This window comes from Lactobacillus sp. CBA3605 (assembly GCF_002970915.1).
GTDB lineage: Bacteria > Bacillota > Bacilli > Lactobacillales > Lactobacillaceae > Lactiplantibacillus.
In genome coordinates this window covers 1616805-1632309 of record NZ_CP027190.1, presented here as the reverse complement: position 1 = coordinate 1632309, position 15505 = coordinate 1616805, and the positions used below count along the sequence as shown (strand labels likewise).

Below are 15505 nucleotides of genomic sequence, written 5' to 3'. Positions count from 1 at the left end.
TTATTTAGTCAGGAGAGATGCGTGTTGGCAAAATGGCGAACAACTCAAATTTCACAACCATTCATTAATACCGCCAGTCATCGGCGTCAACTCCAGCTAGCTGTTCAGACGGCACTCCCTCCTACTGTTCATATCCTAGCGCGGAACTTTGCGCGGTCTAGTGCCAGTTCCTACTGGTTATTAATGTTGGATCAACCAGCACCACAAGCCGCCCGTTTTTTAACGTTACGATTAGCCGACCATCCGCTATGGTTAACAAATCACGATCAATTAGCGCTAACTTGGCAAGCCGGTGATTTTTTGGCGTTGCAACAGACTTTACATACTCACCTGACCCCCACCAACTTAAACCATTATAGTTATGCCCTAACGCCAACGGATGTCGTCACGTTACGACTACTGCTGCACCTAGAGCAACATCAACTCATCTGGTTAGTTCAACTATCACCGGTGATTGCTAAAGCCTATAAGAATCAACAGTTGGACTTACACACTGACTTTCCGCACACAAAATTATTATTAGGGGATATGAACAACAGTCGTTTGCAACTCATTCCAGTCAATCAACCCGGCTTTCAAGCTCGCTTAGGACAGCTCTTTGGGCGCAATTTATTATTCTCCCAATTCACGAGCCACTGCTTATTACGCTTGCTCCCAACTAATCAATGGATTCGGCCTTTACTGCAAGTCTTGCCACCAACGCCGAATCTTGAACAACACTTGGCGACCACGTATGGCACCGACTTTGTACGGATTTATGTTGAAGCGATGCACCAACAAGCGCATGTGAATCAGCTTAATTAAAAAAACGGCATGAATTCGAGAAAATAAACGAATTCATGCCGTTTTTGCGTCACATATAAATTTTTAAAATTAGGCCGTTTCACCTAAATGACGTTTCTTAGGCGCCGTCTTAACGGTTGCGACATCTTCATCCTTAAAGCCGAAGAACCAAGTTAAGGTAAATGACACCACAATTGTGGCAAGCGTCGCAATCCAATAACCCCAGAAGCTAAAGTCCAACCCCTTCGGATTCACAAAAGAAGTAAATCCAATTAACGACCCACTAAAGCCCCACATATTAACGTGTAGCAGTCCGGTCAAGAAGCCCCCAACGGCAGCCCCGATACTGGCGGTGACAAAGGCGCGACCATACTTTAAGTTAATCCCGTACATCGCTGGTTCTGTCACACCAGAAAAGGCTGAGATGGTTGCCGGCCAAGCTAACTCTTTGATATTAGCTAATTTAGACTTCATCGCAATCGCCAGCACGGCCCCACCTTGAGCAACCATGGTTGCAGAAATGATGGCATTTAAATAACTATGCCCCGTCGACGCAATATCGTTAGCGACGATTGGAATCAAGGCCCAATGTAATCCAAAAATCACGAGAACTTGATAGAACCCACCAATAATCAACCCAGAAATTGCTGGACTTAAGTTATAAATGGCCACAATGGCATTGGCTAAGCCCGTTGAAATCACAGTAATGATTGGCCCGAGGAATAAAATAATAACGCCAGAAATAATGACAACTTCGAATAATGGCACAAAAATCATCCGTAAAACCACTGGAATTACCCGTTTTAACCACGGTTCAAGCTTGCTAGCCAGCCAAGCCCCCGCAATCATTGGAAAAATAGAATACGTATACGACGCCATATGCACCGGTAAGCCAAAGAAACTCGCATTCACACTCATACCGAGGAAAGTCCCCAACGTCTTGCCACCACCCGCAATTGAAACCAAGGTCGGATAGGTTAAGACGCCACCAATAATCCCCATAATGACTGGATCAGACCCTAACTTTTTCGCAGCGGTGAAGCCGACAAAAATCGGTAAGAAGTAAAACACCGAATCACCCATGGCATTAATAATGATATACGTCGAGGCCTTTGGATCAACAATATTAAAGGTCGTCAGTAATGCCAGCACCCCTTTTAGAATCCCAGAAGCAGCCAATAATCCAATCACCGGAATCATCGACCCCGTAATCACCCCAATTAGACTACTAAAGGCATACTTGATCTGACCCCACAACGTGGTTGGCCGATTGGCAGCGGCATTGGTTTCGGCGACCGCTTTAGCCGTTTCCGCATCATTGGATAATTCGGGTCCGATTAACTTAATTACGGCATCATAGACATCCGTTACAGCTGGCCCAATAATCACTTGATATTGACCGCCGGCTTTCGCAACGTCGATAACGCCTTTTAAATTCGCAATGACCTCATCATTAGCTTGCTGTTCATCCTTAAGATAGAAGCGCAGCCGCGTAATACAGTGAATCAAACTCTTAATATTCTCAACGCCACCGACATTAGCAACGATTGCCGCTGCTAGTTCATCATACTTACCTTCTTGTGGTAAGCGGCCCTGCCGCTTGGCATTAAATGTATTAGCATTTAGTCGTCCCGTAGCAACCGTTTGACCTGCCGTAGCAGTCCCAGTCGCAATATCTAACGAGTCCAACTTATCACTAGAATTAGTCACCGCTAGAATCACGGTCGTCTGCTTATTGGCTTGTTCGATAGCTGCTAAATCCATGGTCGCAATCACGTCGCCGGCTCTCACCTCGTCACCAACTTTGACCGTTAAGGTAAACGGTGCACCTTTTAAGTCCACCGTATCAATCCCTAAATGTACCAACACTTCTAAGTTATCAGCTGGTGTACTGAAGCCAATTGCGTGCTTGGTTTCAGCGACCATCGTTACTTTCCCACTGACTGGTGCGACGATTTGCCCATCACTAGGCTGCACGCCAAATCCAAGTCCCAACATGCCGGCTGAAAAAACCGGATCTTTCACTGATTTTAACGGGATAACCGTTCCATTAACAGGGGTCAAAACTGTAACCGTTTGCATTTTCTTCACCATAAAAATGGCCTCCTTTTTATGCTTGCATTAAGACAACTGATTGGTAAGGTTTCAAAACTAAGTTAGGTTGCACATGAACTTGCGTATAATTAGAGAGCAAGACTTTGGCCGTGACCATTTCAGCGGGGAGGGGTACCGTCGTCGCCGTGCCGTAGAAGTTATTTAAGACTAGTAACCGTTGCGTCCCTAATTGCCGCCAATAACCAAAGACTTGATCATCATCTAAGCGCCACGGCTGATAATCCCCATCCGCAACAATTGGCATGGTCTTCCGCAAGTGAATCAACTGTTGATAATAATTGAAAATTTCGCCATGGGTTAATTCCTCATCAACATTAATCTCAGCCTGATTAGTTGGCTGAAGCCAGGGCGTGCCAGTCGTAAAGCCGGCAGTTGCACTCGCATCCCATTGCATCGGTGTCCGTGAATTATCCCGCGCTTTGGCTTTGACAATGGTGAAAGCATCTTCAGGACGATACCCTTGTTGAATCAAGGTGTGATAAGCATTTTCAGCTTCAACATCCACATAGTCAGTCATCGACTGATAATCCGGATCGGTCATCCCGATTTCTTCACCCATATAAATGAACGGCGTGCCCCGCATCAAATGAATAACGGTGGCTAACATCTCGGCCGACTTAATACGGTACTTGCCAGCATCACCAAACCGATTAATGGCCCGCGGTTGATCGTGGTTATTCCAAAATAGTGCTTGCCAACCGCCACCGGCAGCCATTCCCTTGGCCCAGTCATCTAAAAGTTGTTTCAAGCGGGGAAAGTTAAAGGGCATTTTTGACCATTTGCGACCATCGACATAATCGGTCTTTAAATGATGGAAATTAAACACCATCGACAGTTCCTGATTAGCCGGCGCCGTATACCCGATACTGTTTTCAATCGTGGTCGATGACATCTCACCGACAGTAATGCTAGCCGCATCTTGACCATAGCTGGCTTGATTCAGTTCTCGTAAATAATCATGCACCACCGGTTGATCCGTATAAAGCGTCTTGCTGGCAACACCAGCGGGCGCATCAACTAAGGTGGTGGCTTTGCCAGTCACATTGAAAACATCAAAACGAAAGCCTTTAACACCCTTTTGACGCCAAAAGTTAACGACTGCGCTACAAGCCGCACGCACGGCGGGATTATGCCAATCCAAATCCGCTTGTGTGGGGTCGTATAGATGTAAATAATATAAATCAGTCGTCCCTAACGGTGCCCAGGCCGGCCCGCCAAACTTCGATTCCCAATTCGTTGGTAATTGACCATTGGCTTTGGCTGGCCGCAAATAATAAAATTTTTGATAGTTGGGATCGCCGGCTAACGCCTTTTGAAACCAAGGATGCGCCGTTGACGTATGATTGAAGACCATATCGAGCATAACCTCAATCCCAACTGCCTTGAGCTTCGCGACCAATTCGTCAAAATCAGCCATCGTGCCAAAAGTTGGATCAATTTGATAATAATCCGCAATATCATAACCGTTATCATTTTGCGGTGATACGAAGAACGGATTGAACCAAATCATATCAATATTCAGTTTGGCTAAGTAAGGAATCTTGGCAATAATCCCTTGCAAATCACCAATTCCATCACCATCACTATCGTAAAATGATTTTGGATAAAGTTGATAAATGACTTGTTGTGATAACTTCATAACGCCGGCTCCTTTCTAGTTTGACTTCTTAGTCCGGCGGGCAAAGTCACGAAACCGAAACTTATCCGCACGATGCCGTGATTCGGTATATTGGAATGGCGTCGCATCCGCTAGACTAGTGACACTTCGAACTACTGCCATATACGACCCAGCTGCTAAATTGAGGCGCTCGCGATCTTCGGCGTTCGCCGGTTCCATCGTAATCTCCTTGGTGGCATAGGCAATCTCTAACCCCAATTGATCCTCAAAGTAGGCATACAATGAATCTTCAGCTGCACTTTTCGGTAACTCTGGCACCACCGCTTGTAAAATATAATCCTTGTCGATAATATCTGGTTCCCCATCAATAACCCGAATCCGCTTAATCGCAGTCACTGGTTCGGCAGCCATCTCAACCCTTAACGACGTAAACTTTTGAACTGGTAAACTCACATGTGGTTCAAAGTAATAGACGTCATTTTCAGTATTCACGTGTAGCTGTTGCGCTAACTCTTTATAACTGACAATCCCAGAAACTGGAAATTCATACTGTCGATGCTCAATCACCATCGACCCCTTCCCACGAATCTTCTGGATATAACCATCCTCAGCTAACATTGCCAAAGCCTTGCGCCCAGTTTCTCGTGAGATACCGTAAAGTTCGCAGATTTGATATTCACTAGGCAGATAAGTGCCCAGTTTGTAAACCTCGCGATCAATTTTTTGCATTAAGTCATCATAAACTAACGCTGATTTATTTCGCATCTGATTGACCCTCCAATTGATTAAGCAATCGCTTTCAAGGATGACTATAAACTTGTTTAGACAAGTTGTCAAATAGCAGTGCTTTTCACTTTTAATCATGGGTTTCACAGCATCTACGCTTGTCTATACTAGCTAGACAAGTCATCAAAAAACGATTGCGACGTCAATCATCGCAATCGTTTTTTAATCGTGTTACCTATTCTGATTAATGATTTAAACTAAAGTCCGTTGCGGCATCATCCGCTGATTCACTGGCAGCGGCCTTTTCTTCGGCAATCAAGCGAGCCCGTTCATGCTTGTTATACCAAGGCGAAACGGTAAACGCTAAGACGTCATTCATTAAGTAAACGGAACTATTAATGAACATTGCTAAGGTTGCAGAACCTTGTCGGAACGAGATGAACCAAAGGACCATTTGTGCTAACCCCGATGCGATCCACCAGAAATATTGATTATTGTAACGTAAGTAGCAAATCACACCTGCAGTTAAGCAAATGGCGAAACTAATCGCATCAACCCACGGCCGTGGATCATCCGTTAAGGCGCCGATTAAGTAACCAGATACCCCATATACCACTAAGGTTGCCACAATGGCTACGACCCAAGTCCGGCCAGTAAATTTTCGGATTTTTGAGACCATGTTGACGTTCCAGCTCGCACTGAGTAACACTGGAATATCTAAAGTCACGACGTAAGCAAGCTGTTCCCCAATACTTAAATAGTTTTTTGCTGAAAAACCAACAACTACGAAGCAAATCGCTGATATAACGCCCAACAAACCGTTGACTGATTTCGCCGCATTGATTGCTAAGACACATAAAACGCCCAAGGTCGTCCCAATAAATGTTAGAATAGATAGGATTGTGATGGGCGCACTTACCAAGGTCATCACTTGGCAACCCAGGCTAAAATAAAATAGATAGTAGTTCTGTTGTGGCCAACCTTTTAATTGGTGGGACAAAAATTTAAAATAATTACTCAAAATAAAGTTCCTCTTTCCATCGCTAAATATACCGCTGTATGCTAATAGTTGGCCAACTATTCGGTAGCCACTACAATATGTAGTGGCCTCGTTTGAAACAACACTATATATTGTATCATTAACTTTTGGGATGACCAGCCTTTATTTTGAAATGTCGATTCAATTGTAAACAACCAATCCGCTTACTTGCCCGCCAGTTCAATATCGACGGCCGAGTAAATTTTTTATGATTTTTTTATTACGCCGACTCGTCACGTCATGCCACAAACAATGCATTTTGTCGGATATGGCTGGTTGCAGTATACTAACAAGGGAACCAATTTTACTTATAAATTCATTTAATTTTTTTGGAGGAAACATGATAACTCTTAAATCAGATCGCGAGATTAAGGGCATGCAAGCAGCTGGCAACATCATGGTCGGCTTGTTTCATGCCTTAGAAGATTACATTAAGCCTGGCATCACAACTTGGGATGTGGATCATTTTGCTTATGATTACATTACTGATCACGACGCCACTCCGGGTGAACTTAACTTTGAAGGCTACAAATACTCAACTTGTGTCAGCGTTAATGACATGATTTGTCATGGTTGCCCTAGCAAAGACATCTTAGTTAAAGACGGCGATTTGTTAAAAATCGACACCGTCATTAACTACCATGGTTACTTAAGTGACTCTTGCCACGCTTTCGTTGCCGGTACAGCTTCACCAGAAGTCAAAAAACTGATGGCTGTCACCTATGAAGCACTTTACCGTGGGATTGACCAAGCCGTTGTTGGCAACCGTATCGGTGATATTGGCTGGGCAATTCAAGATTACGCTGAAAACCAAATGGGTTACGGCGTGGTTCGCGAATACATCGGCCATGGCATCGGACCAACGATGCATGAAAAACCAGACGTCCCTCATTATGGTGAAGCTGGTCACGGGACACGGCTCAAGGCTGGGATGACGATTACCATTGAACCAATGGTGAACATCGGCGACTGGCGTTCTGGCGAAACGGCTGACGATGGCTGGACCGTCCGGACAATGGATGGCAGTTTAAGTTGCCAATATGAACATACCCTCGTTATTACCGATGATGGGCCTAAGATTTTATCCTCATTCAATCATGTAGCGGATGCGGCCTATTTATTAAAATAAACTGGTTTGATGTGACCAAATTTCAAACCTCGATAAAACAAAAATAAAGTGACCCTCAAGGATTGGACAATATTTGTCCTAATTGAGGATCACTTTATTTTTGTTTTATTTGAAAACGCCACATAACAATGCTTAATAAAATAAGAAAGCCTATGTTCTAATCAACAAGATTGCTAATGCGAAGAATGCAAACGCAATGGCTTCTTTTAGTCTAAGCTTGTTAGCAAATTGGTAGTCCGCAACCGTTGGTATAATGATTTTTTGATTAGGATTGGGCTGTTGCGACCAATAATTATAGATTTGTTTAGGCATTATGATAATCCCTGGAATATATGGTGAACTACTCGACCATGAATGACCAAGCTTCTGAGAACACTGCTAACTTACGCAATAGCGCCTAGCACTATGCACAGCGGTTACAGCTATTTATCACGGCTCGTTCCGAGCCTAGCTAGTCTGGTTAAGCGCTTAGTATATTCTTGGCGGCATTAATGTCTCGATCGTGGTTAACACCACAACTAGGGCATGTCCATTGCCGTATAGCCAGCCCATGCTTACCGTCATCGTAACCACAATTAGCACAAATTTGGCTGGTTTTTCGAGGGTTTACAGTGACCAGTTGCTTACCATACCAAGCACATTTATATTCAAGCTGGGTGCGTAGTTCACGCCAAGCCTGATTGGCAATTGCGCGAGCGAGCTTATGATTTCTGAGAAGATTTTTGGTTTTCAAATCTTCTATTTTAATCACATCGTACAGCGTTACTAGTTTCTTAGTGAGTTGATGTAAATAGTTATTTCGCCGGTTAGCGATTTTCTCGTTATATTTGGCAACCATTGTACGTGCCTTACGATAATTACTGAAATCGGTTAATTCACGGGGTTCTAATACTTGATTGTGTTTATCCCAAGCAATTTCTTTCAAGGCTTGTAACCGACGTCGGGCTAGCCGTTTTTCCCAATAATGTTTCTTTTGCGATAAGGCTTTATCAAAGCGAATGGTGGGATATTTGACACCATCACTAGTAATCATTAAATCCGCTACCCCCATATCAATCCCCACTGATTGCTTAACTTTCGGCAGTTCTTGCACATCATTATCGACTAACACAATGGCGTAGTATTTGTCGGTAGCAGATAGACGAATTGTCACGTTCTTAATCTTACCAGTGAGTTGTCGGCCAGATTTAAAGGCAATACAGCCTAATTTTGGGATTTTGATATGGTGTTGATTGATTTGAGTAACGTTGTGATTGACGGCACTAGACTGATAACTCTGTTTGGGAAATTTTCGTGATTTGAACTTCGGAAAACCGCTGTGTTCCTTGAACAATTTCTGAAAAGCGTGATGTAAATCACGACTAACATGTAAAAGACTGGTTGATTCCGCTTGCTTTAAGAAAGGGTATTCCTGTTTGAGACACTTGATCAGATAATTCATGCCAAATTCGTTGACGTAGGCGCCACCGTTATTATGGCGTTCAATCTGCATACTTAATAGTTGGTTCCAAACGAAACGACAGCAGCCAAAGTTGTTAATGATTTTTTCTTGTTGGTCAATTTGGGGATAGATCCTTGTTTTAATCGCCCGCAGTGTCATCTAAAGATACCTCTTTTATTTGTTGGTCATCAATGCTTGTTGGCTAGTAATACTAATATTTTCGACATCATTACTAGGTGATTACCAGTGACGATTAGTTTTTCGCCGATAACTTTGGCGGTACATTAACTAATAAGTAGCTATAATCATCCTGACCAATTTCCATCTATTCAATACTAAATACGCATTTTGAAACAATTTCTATTAAATATACGCTACTTACAAACCCAAAAGCGATTCATCACGTCCTTAAAAGAACATGTTTCCTCGCCTAATTTGATAAAAATGCGATAGCTAGGAACTCTTGATTGAATAGCCACTGCATCGTTTGGTAAGCGGCGATGAAATCCGTACCAATGCCAGAACATAGATAACAACCCAAAAGATTGAACTTCACCAGGTCGCGCCATTGACTTTAACAACTTTCCTTGCCGCCGAAAATAGAAAAGGCTGCCGAAAGCCACTATTGCTACTGTAAGATTAATTCATGTTTTAATTGTTTCAGCACACTCTCTTCTTTTTTCGTATCATACCATAAAATATATATAACATCTGAAACTAATCTTAGGGACCAAAATTCCACACACCTAAAAGACCAAATGCCGTCGCATCTGGTCTTTTTTGAATTTAATTCAGTTAATCTAACTGTAAATAAGTTTGATAATCACTTTCAACTTGGTCAACATACGCCTCGGCCCAGTTGCCCATCGCTTCATCAAATTTATCTGAGCTCCCGACATACCCGCGAATCATTGCGGCAGTTGGGCTTTGCGCATGTGCTTGGGCTAAAATCATCGCACACGTATTTGCATAGGCGCTAAATTGGCCCCATGACAACGCTGGAATATCAATTGACTCTTTCATATCGCGGAATTGACGGACGTAAAAACTCTTATCCGCCATCTGAAAATACCCTAAAAAGACATCCGAAGTTGATTGCAGAATTCGTTGCGCACTCACAATCCGTTGCCCTTCTGTCAATTCCAAAGCCGCCGTTAACTTAGGCCCGGTCGTTTGACTACCGATTTTCCGAGTTGGTAGGGCTTCTTTGATCTGTAAGACCATGTGACTGCCATCGGTACTCGTCAATAATACGAGGTAACATAAAGAACCAAAGCTCCCCACCCCAACACTATGCCGAATAATATCCGTGACTTCATATTGTGACAAGAGTAACGCCACATCCGTGCGCACCGTCTGTAAATAATCTAAGATACCCTGCTTCAATCCACGATACGTTTTTTTATCAATGTGAACTGAACGGGGGGCGTTGTCTTTGAATTGGCGCTCACCACGACTGTTCGTAATTGTAAACTTTCGGACAACCTGTTCTGAATTTCGGCGAGCAGCCTTTTTAGCTAACTCCGCAATAAAGTCCACCGTATCTTCCGGTTCACCACCAAAGTTCAAGACGGATTGTGCTTCATTATCCCGATAAAAGCGTTCCAGTGTCGTTTGGTTAAACATCCGTTTAATCCCATCACGATAGCTGGCACTGGCTTCGCGAACTAATTTTTCAATTTTTTTAGGTTTGAAATCAGAATCCTTGGCCGCCAGAATGATACTGACCAATAACCGCCGCAAATCCCATTCCCAAGGATGGACACTGGCTTCATCAAAATCATTCAAATCAAAAACTAAACGTCGTTCCGGTGACGCATAAAATCCAAAATTACCAATATGGGCGTCACCGCAAACCACGGCCGAAATTTCAGTTGATTTTTGATAATCTAAATCATAATCCATCAATTCGACAGATCCCCGAAAGAAGGCAAAACTAGAAGCCGACATTCGTTCCCGCCGCAATGGTAATAATTCTGGCACTAACATTTTACGGACCCGCTTCAAATAAGCAGCCGCATCCCGTTTTACGGGGATAAACGTCCCTAATTGGTCAAAAGTTGTAACCAATCGGCGCGCCTTTCCAAGCGCAATCAATTCGGCAACCGTATGATGCTGGCGAATATGCGTTAAATCAAGTGGTGGCATGCACATCAATCCTTTGTTTTTGAGCTACTTTCATTATACCGGTAAAATCATTTTAGGAATACGATTAAGCTGATTAATTCAGCCTAATTATAACTTATTTCATGATTTAGCCTGTCCTTAGTTGACGTCCGCCCTTGGTTCATCTACAATTTAAGTTAATCAACATTGAAAGCGTTTTCTAAAACTTTAGGAGGTCCTTGATTATGGCAAATTCTGAAAAAACTTTAGTACTGGTAAAACCAGATGGTGTCCTCGAAGGTCACATTGGTGATATTATTTCTCGGTTTGAACGTAAGAGCTATCAAATCACCGCACTGAAAGTCATCACTGCGACACCTGAACAATTACGGCAACATTATTGTGAAAAAGTTGAGAAACCTTACTTTGCCGAGATTGAAACTTATATGACAGAAGGCCCCCTAGTCGCCATCATCGTTAGCGGCACTGGTGTCGTCAAGTCAGTGCATAATCTTGCGGGTAAGACCCGGCCAAATGATGCCCAACCCGGCACCATTCGAGGCGACTTTGCACATGAATATCCTGATGGCATTCTGCGCAACATCATTCACACCTCCGACAGTCGTGAAAATGCCCACCATGAAATTGCCATTTGGTTTCCAGAATTAGCTGTTAAATCACGTAAAAAAATCGAAAAACTGGCTAAAAAATAAGGTCACCTAGCTAGAAAGTTAAAAAATCAACTAGTTTACATGAAATCGGTAGTCATTCTGTTTTTTGAGAATGCCTGTCGATTTTTTATTAGCCGAAACAACCTGACAAAACCGCTGTTTGTAAGCCTTACTAAGATATCTTATAAAGATACCCAACTAACGACCCTTACATGTCGAAATTATAGAACCTTCGCTTAAAAGGCCTTATGATTAAACTATCAATTAAGGATTTGGGGGAATTCTTATGAATTTAGTTGTCGGACCTTTTTTACGTAAAACACGGACAGTCCCAAAAGTTTCAATGTATACAGCCTTAGAACGTGTTGACCAGTGTTTAAAGTTAATCACTAACACGGGGGCCATGGGGCTGACCAATTCAACCGCCACGTTAGGACTTAACTTAACACACTTACTTGATGCTAATGTCGTTGTAACCAGTAATCATCAGACCTTTAACATCATCATTCAAGTTCAAACCGAAACGCTGGTTATGACTGGCTGCGTCATCAAAGATGCCTTTCATAACATGGTCAATCCCATGCATCCCACTTATTTGATTTCGTTAGATCGTCAATTAATTGTTAATAGCGATGATCTGATTGAAGCCATTTACACTCATCTATAGGTTACTATCCGAACAAAAAAAACGCCGTTCAACAATTTTCCTTGTTGAGCGGCGTTTCTGACTGGCCTAATTAAAAATGGCAACGTGTTTCCAAAAACACTGTCATTCACAAAAAAATGGAAGTACACTTCCAAAAAAATAGTTTTTACGCTAAAATGGAAGTATACTTCCATTTTATAATTTAATATTTTGTTGAAAAGAGGCCAACATGATTCAGCGTGATGCTTACCTAAATAAGTTAATTCAATTAAAAGATATTGATGCCATCAAAGTTATTACCGGCGTACGTCGATCTGGTAAATCTGTCCTGCTGATGCTCTATCGTGATTATCTAAAAACACAGGGCATCTCTGAGCAGTCAATTTTATATTATAACTTTGAAGAGTTCGAGCTCTTAAATATCCGCAACCAATCTCAATTAATGACCTTGTTAAAACCAAAACTAACTAAAGAACGACATCTCTACCTGATGTTTGATGAAATTCAAATGGTTACCGGTTGGCAAAGTGTGATTAATGGGGTGCGCGTCAGTTACGACTGCGACATCATTATCACCGGTTCCAACGCAAAAATGTTATCCGGCGAATTAGCGACCTTATTAAGCGGTCGCTATGTTGAAATACCAATTTATCCATTTTCATTTCGAGAATTCTTAGCCGCTAAGGATATTAATCCTAACACACCTAATATCGATCAAGCATTTTTAGAATATGAACAGTATGGCGGCTTTCCATCCGTAGTTTTAGCCAATCCCGCTATTAAAGACACCATCTTATCTGGCATTTTTGATACGATTATTTTAAATGATGTTTCAATGCGGGCCAACGTCCGTGATCCCGAATCATTACGTGGCTTGGTTGGCTTTTTGGCAGATAATATTGGCCAGCTTGTACGACCGGCAAAAGTAGCGGGCACCTTAACCAATGAAGGAATTAAAATTACCAATCATACGATTGAACGTTATCTACAGTTGCTAGAAGACGCCTTTTTATTTTATCAAAGTCGACAATATGATATTCGAGGCCGCTCTTATTTGAGATCAGCCGGTAAGTATTTTATTGTGGACCCTGGATTAAGAAGAAATGCCGTTGGACGCCGACCCGGGAACTATTCAGGTCAATTAGAAAGTATTGTTTATCTTGAGCTAATCCGACGTGGCTACACTGTTGATGTCGGTAAATTGGATACAGCGGAAGTAGATTTTGTCGCCCGTAAAGTTGACCAAATCATCTATATCCAAGTCACTTACGAAATCCCTAAGAATTCCCACGAAACTGATAACTTATTGCACATTCAGGACAACTATCAAAAAATTCTAATCACACAGCGACACTATCCCGACCTTCAAGAAATTGATGGAATCCCGATTATTAATATCGTTGATTGGTTACTATCAGAATAGCCTGCCTTTTGTCAGTATACCTAAAAACGCTAGCCACTAATCACATCCGATTAGCGGCTAGCGTTTCCTGTTAAACTCATTATCCCGCCGTTACTTCTGCGAGCTTTTGATCTAAATATTTTTTTAAAGCCCCTTGCGGATGAAAACCCACGACTTTTTCGGCTGGTTGGCCATTTTTGAAAACAACCAAAGCTGGAATACTCATGATTTGCAACTCTTCTGCTAGTGCTTTGTTTTGGTCAACATCTAATGATGCAAACTTAATTTTGCCATCGTATTCTTCATCTAATGCTTCTAGTGCTGGCGTCTGCATCTTACATGGCCCACACCAATCCGCCCAAAAATCAACGACCGTTAAGTCAGTACCAGCAGCAACAGTCGCAAACTGATCACCATTGATTGGTTCAATCATCTTAGTCCCTCACTTCAAATTCATTTACTCATTATCATAGCACGTTTAGGAACTAACTTTCTCAATTGAAGTTTCAAATCTAATGACTAGTTAAGGCATTTCCGTCAGCATCTAATGTGAACTCACCAGTTGATGATAATCCATTCACAGATAATACTTTTTCAAATTTCGCTTTATCGGAATTAGTTAAGACATACTTATTTTGGATGTATTGTAAATAATCACTCAACGTCATTACTTTTGATTGCATCATTTCAGCATAGATAACGCCAAAATTAATTTTATCAATTTGTTTTTCAGTTAAATCATCGTCTAAATAACGCTCCGTAATATAAAAGTCTTCGTCTTCACCAGTTGACTTAACATCTAACAAATCATATAACACTTGCTCAACAGTCTTATTGGTTGATTTGCCATACAAACGATTAATGTTATTAGCATTATCAGTCTGAACTTCAGTATCAGTCGCATTCATGTCATAATCATAGGCAAACATGTCACCAGCAAATAGGGCCAACCCTTCTTTGTAGCTAATCTTAAAGTCCGTATTATAACTATAATGCGAGGTGTACGAACCACTTGGCAAACCTGCTGTTCGATATAAATTCCAATGAGTCCACTCATGCATAACATTAGCCATTAAATACCGAGATGTAAATGAACTGAGATTAGTTCGATCAGCTAAGACAATATCTGGCGTTCCACTCCCATCATGACCATTACGGTAAAAAGCATTACTTTCATTCAGATGATAGCCCCGTTCATAGGTAATATTAATTGGCGCTAATTCAAAGGTAGAAATACCAGTAAATTGTTTATGTGCCATATCAATTGCACTAGTCAACTCCTGAATAGCTTGTACATAGTAGTTATTAATTCGAGTTGAAATATAGTTGGTTTGATAAGAGGCTTCGTTCCCGGCTTGACCAAATTTTGAATTGCCAACATAATTAATCTGATTATTATTCGGAATTGCCTTAATATACGTAAACTGACATTTTTTGCCAGTTGACCGTAATATATATCCCCGAGACGAATTTCCTAACGTATAGTTAAACTTAATTGTTGAAACATCCGTGGGAATATCAGGTAGTGTGACATTCTTGATTGCGCCCTCACTATCAGTCTCGCCCTCGGCTACCTTAACTGATTTACCATCAGCATCGGCATACGTAATGGTATATTCACTATCCGGAATTGAGGCAGCTTGGTCAGCATCATCATAATAAACACCAATTGTAAAATTATTAACCGTTACGTCTCGACCTGTATCAGCTTGACCGTTAATGTTTAGACTTATAAAAGTACCGATAACAATTATTACACTCAGTATGGTTCCTAAAACAACCCTCAGACTATTCTTTTTCATATTAATTTCACTCCCCTTTTTATTGGT

At 41.8% G+C, this 15505-nt stretch carries 14 protein-coding genes; 5 read left to right on the top strand and 9 right to left on the bottom strand.

The genetic code is table 11. The features are described 5' to 3' along the window. Window positions 1-21: 21 nt before the first annotated feature. Window positions 22-804, top strand: a complete 783-nt coding sequence (locus C5Z25_RS07810; protein WP_370447191.1) for a hypothetical protein — start codon at window positions 22-24, stop codon at window positions 802-804. A 69-nt stretch (window positions 805-873) separates the two neighbouring features. Here the strand turns inward: C5Z25_RS07810 and C5Z25_RS07805 are convergent, their stop codons facing one another. The 4 genes from C5Z25_RS07805 to pnuC all read right to left on the bottom strand — a co-directional run bounded on the left by C5Z25_RS07805 (window position 874) and on the right by pnuC (window position 6266). Then, a complete protein-coding gene (locus C5Z25_RS07805) occupies window positions 874-2877 on the bottom strand; it encodes a PTS sugar transporter subunit IIABC (RefSeq protein ID WP_370447190.1) in 2004 nt (667 codons plus the stop codon). Window positions 2878-2893: 16 nt separating this feature from the next. Next, entirely contained in the window at window positions 2894-4537 is a 1644-nt protein-coding gene (gene treC, locus C5Z25_RS07800; protein WP_105452124.1) for an alpha,alpha-phosphotrehalase, read from the bottom strand. A 15-nt stretch (window positions 4538-4552) separates the two neighbouring features. Further along, a complete protein-coding gene (gene treR, locus C5Z25_RS07795; RefSeq protein ID WP_105452123.1) occupies window positions 4553-5281 on the bottom strand; it encodes a trehalose operon repressor in 729 nt (242 codons plus the stop codon). Window positions 5282-5486: 205 nt separating this feature from the next. Then, window positions 5487-6266: a nicotinamide riboside transporter PnuC gene (pnuC, locus tag C5Z25_RS07790; RefSeq protein ID WP_105452122.1), complete on the bottom strand. Its 780-nt coding sequence runs from the start codon at window positions 6264-6266 to the stop codon at window positions 5487-5489. 355 nt (window positions 6267-6621) lie between these two features. Between pnuC and map the strand changes: the two genes are divergently transcribed. After that, the gene (gene map, locus C5Z25_RS07785) at window positions 6622-7410 is read left to right on the top strand and encodes a type I methionyl aminopeptidase (protein WP_105452121.1); all 789 of its coding nucleotides are present in this window, start codon (window positions 6622-6624) and stop codon (window positions 7408-7410) included. A 150-nt stretch (window positions 7411-7560) separates the two neighbouring features. Here map and C5Z25_RS12510 read toward each other — a convergent pair whose 3' ends face one another. The 3 genes from C5Z25_RS12510 to C5Z25_RS07775 all read right to left on the bottom strand — a co-directional run bounded on the left by C5Z25_RS12510 (window position 7561) and on the right by C5Z25_RS07775 (window position 10999). Next, complete coding sequence (locus C5Z25_RS12510) at window positions 7561-7722, bottom strand: hypothetical protein (RefSeq protein ID WP_158682927.1); 162 nt, start codon at window positions 7720-7722, stop codon at window positions 7561-7563. A gap of 148 nt (window positions 7723-7870) precedes the next feature. Further along, on the bottom strand, window positions 7871-9010 hold the full coding sequence (locus C5Z25_RS07780) for an RNA-guided endonuclease TnpB family protein (protein ID WP_105452120.1): 1140 nt from the start codon (window positions 9008-9010) through the stop codon (window positions 7871-7873). Window positions 9011-9646: 636 nt separating this feature from the next. Continuing rightward, a complete protein-coding gene (locus C5Z25_RS07775) occupies window positions 9647-10999 on the bottom strand; it encodes a DUF2252 domain-containing protein (protein ID WP_105452119.1) in 1353 nt (450 codons plus the stop codon). A gap of 203 nt (window positions 11000-11202) precedes the next feature. Between C5Z25_RS07775 and ndk the strand changes: the two genes are divergently transcribed. The 3 genes from ndk to C5Z25_RS07760 all read left to right on the top strand — a co-directional run bounded on the left by ndk (window position 11203) and on the right by C5Z25_RS07760 (window position 13697). Then, window positions 11203-11670, top strand: coding sequence for a nucleoside-diphosphate kinase (ndk, locus tag C5Z25_RS07770; RefSeq protein ID WP_105452118.1), 468 nt, complete (start codon window positions 11203-11205; stop codon window positions 11668-11670). Between the two features lie 244 nt (window positions 11671-11914). Further along, complete coding sequence (locus C5Z25_RS07765) at window positions 11915-12295, top strand: hypothetical protein (RefSeq protein ID WP_105452117.1); 381 nt, start codon at window positions 11915-11917, stop codon at window positions 12293-12295. Window positions 12296-12503: 208 nt separating this feature from the next. Next, complete coding sequence (locus C5Z25_RS07760) at window positions 12504-13697, top strand: ATP-binding protein (RefSeq protein ID WP_105452116.1); 1194 nt, start codon at window positions 12504-12506, stop codon at window positions 13695-13697. Window positions 13698-13776: 79 nt separating this feature from the next. Here the strand turns inward: C5Z25_RS07760 and trxA are convergent, their stop codons facing one another. Both trxA and C5Z25_RS07750 read right to left on the bottom strand, forming a co-directional pair. Then, the gene (trxA, locus tag C5Z25_RS07755) at window positions 13777-14109 is read right to left on the bottom strand and encodes a thioredoxin (RefSeq protein ID WP_105449632.1); all 333 of its coding nucleotides are present in this window, start codon (window positions 14107-14109) and stop codon (window positions 13777-13779) included. 79 nt (window positions 14110-14188) lie between these two features. Continuing rightward, on the bottom strand, window positions 14189-15478 hold the full coding sequence (locus C5Z25_RS07750; RefSeq protein ID WP_105452115.1) for a hypothetical protein: 1290 nt from the start codon (window positions 15476-15478) through the stop codon (window positions 14189-14191). Window positions 15479-15505: the final 27 nt, after the last annotated feature.

Excerpts from the sequence above, each read along its gene's own strand:
- C5Z25_RS07775 (WP_105452119.1), bottom strand. The coding sequence starts at position 10,999 with ATGCCACCACTTGATTTAACGCATATTCGCCAGCATCATACGGTTGCC.
- C5Z25_RS12510 (WP_158682927.1), bottom strand. The coding sequence starts at position 7,722 with ATGCCTAAACAAATCTATAATTATTGGTCGCAACAGCCCAATCCTAAT.
- C5Z25_RS07765 (WP_105452117.1), top strand. The coding sequence starts at position 11,915 with ATGAATTTAGTTGTCGGACCTTTTTTACGTAAAACACGGACAGTCCCA.
- treR (WP_105452123.1), bottom strand. The coding sequence starts at position 5,281 with ATGCGAAATAAATCAGCGTTAGTTTATGATGACTTAATGCAAAAAATT.
- C5Z25_RS07760 (WP_105452116.1), top strand. The coding sequence starts at position 12,504 with ATGATTCAGCGTGATGCTTACCTAAATAAGTTAATTCAATTAAAAGAT.
- trxA (WP_105449632.1), bottom strand. The coding sequence starts at position 14,109 with ATGATTGAACCAATCAATGGTGATCAGTTTGCGACTGTTGCTGCTGGT.
- treC (WP_105452124.1), bottom strand. The coding sequence starts at position 4,537 with ATGAAGTTATCACAACAAGTCATTTATCAACTTTATCCAAAATCATTT.
- map (WP_105452121.1), top strand. The coding sequence starts at position 6,622 with ATGATAACTCTTAAATCAGATCGCGAGATTAAGGGCATGCAAGCAGCT.
- C5Z25_RS07750 (WP_105452115.1), bottom strand. The coding sequence starts at position 15,478 with ATGAAAAAGAATAGTCTGAGGGTTGTTTTAGGAACCATACTGAGTGTA.
- ndk (WP_105452118.1), top strand. The coding sequence starts at position 11,203 with ATGGCAAATTCTGAAAAAACTTTAGTACTGGTAAAACCAGATGGTGTC.
- C5Z25_RS07805 (WP_370447190.1), bottom strand. The coding sequence starts at position 2,877 with ATGGTGAAGAAAATGCAAACGGTTACAGTTTTGACCCCTGTTAATGGA.
- C5Z25_RS07780 (WP_105452120.1), bottom strand. The coding sequence starts at position 9,010 with ATGACACTGCGGGCGATTAAAACAAGGATCTATCCCCAAATTGACCAA.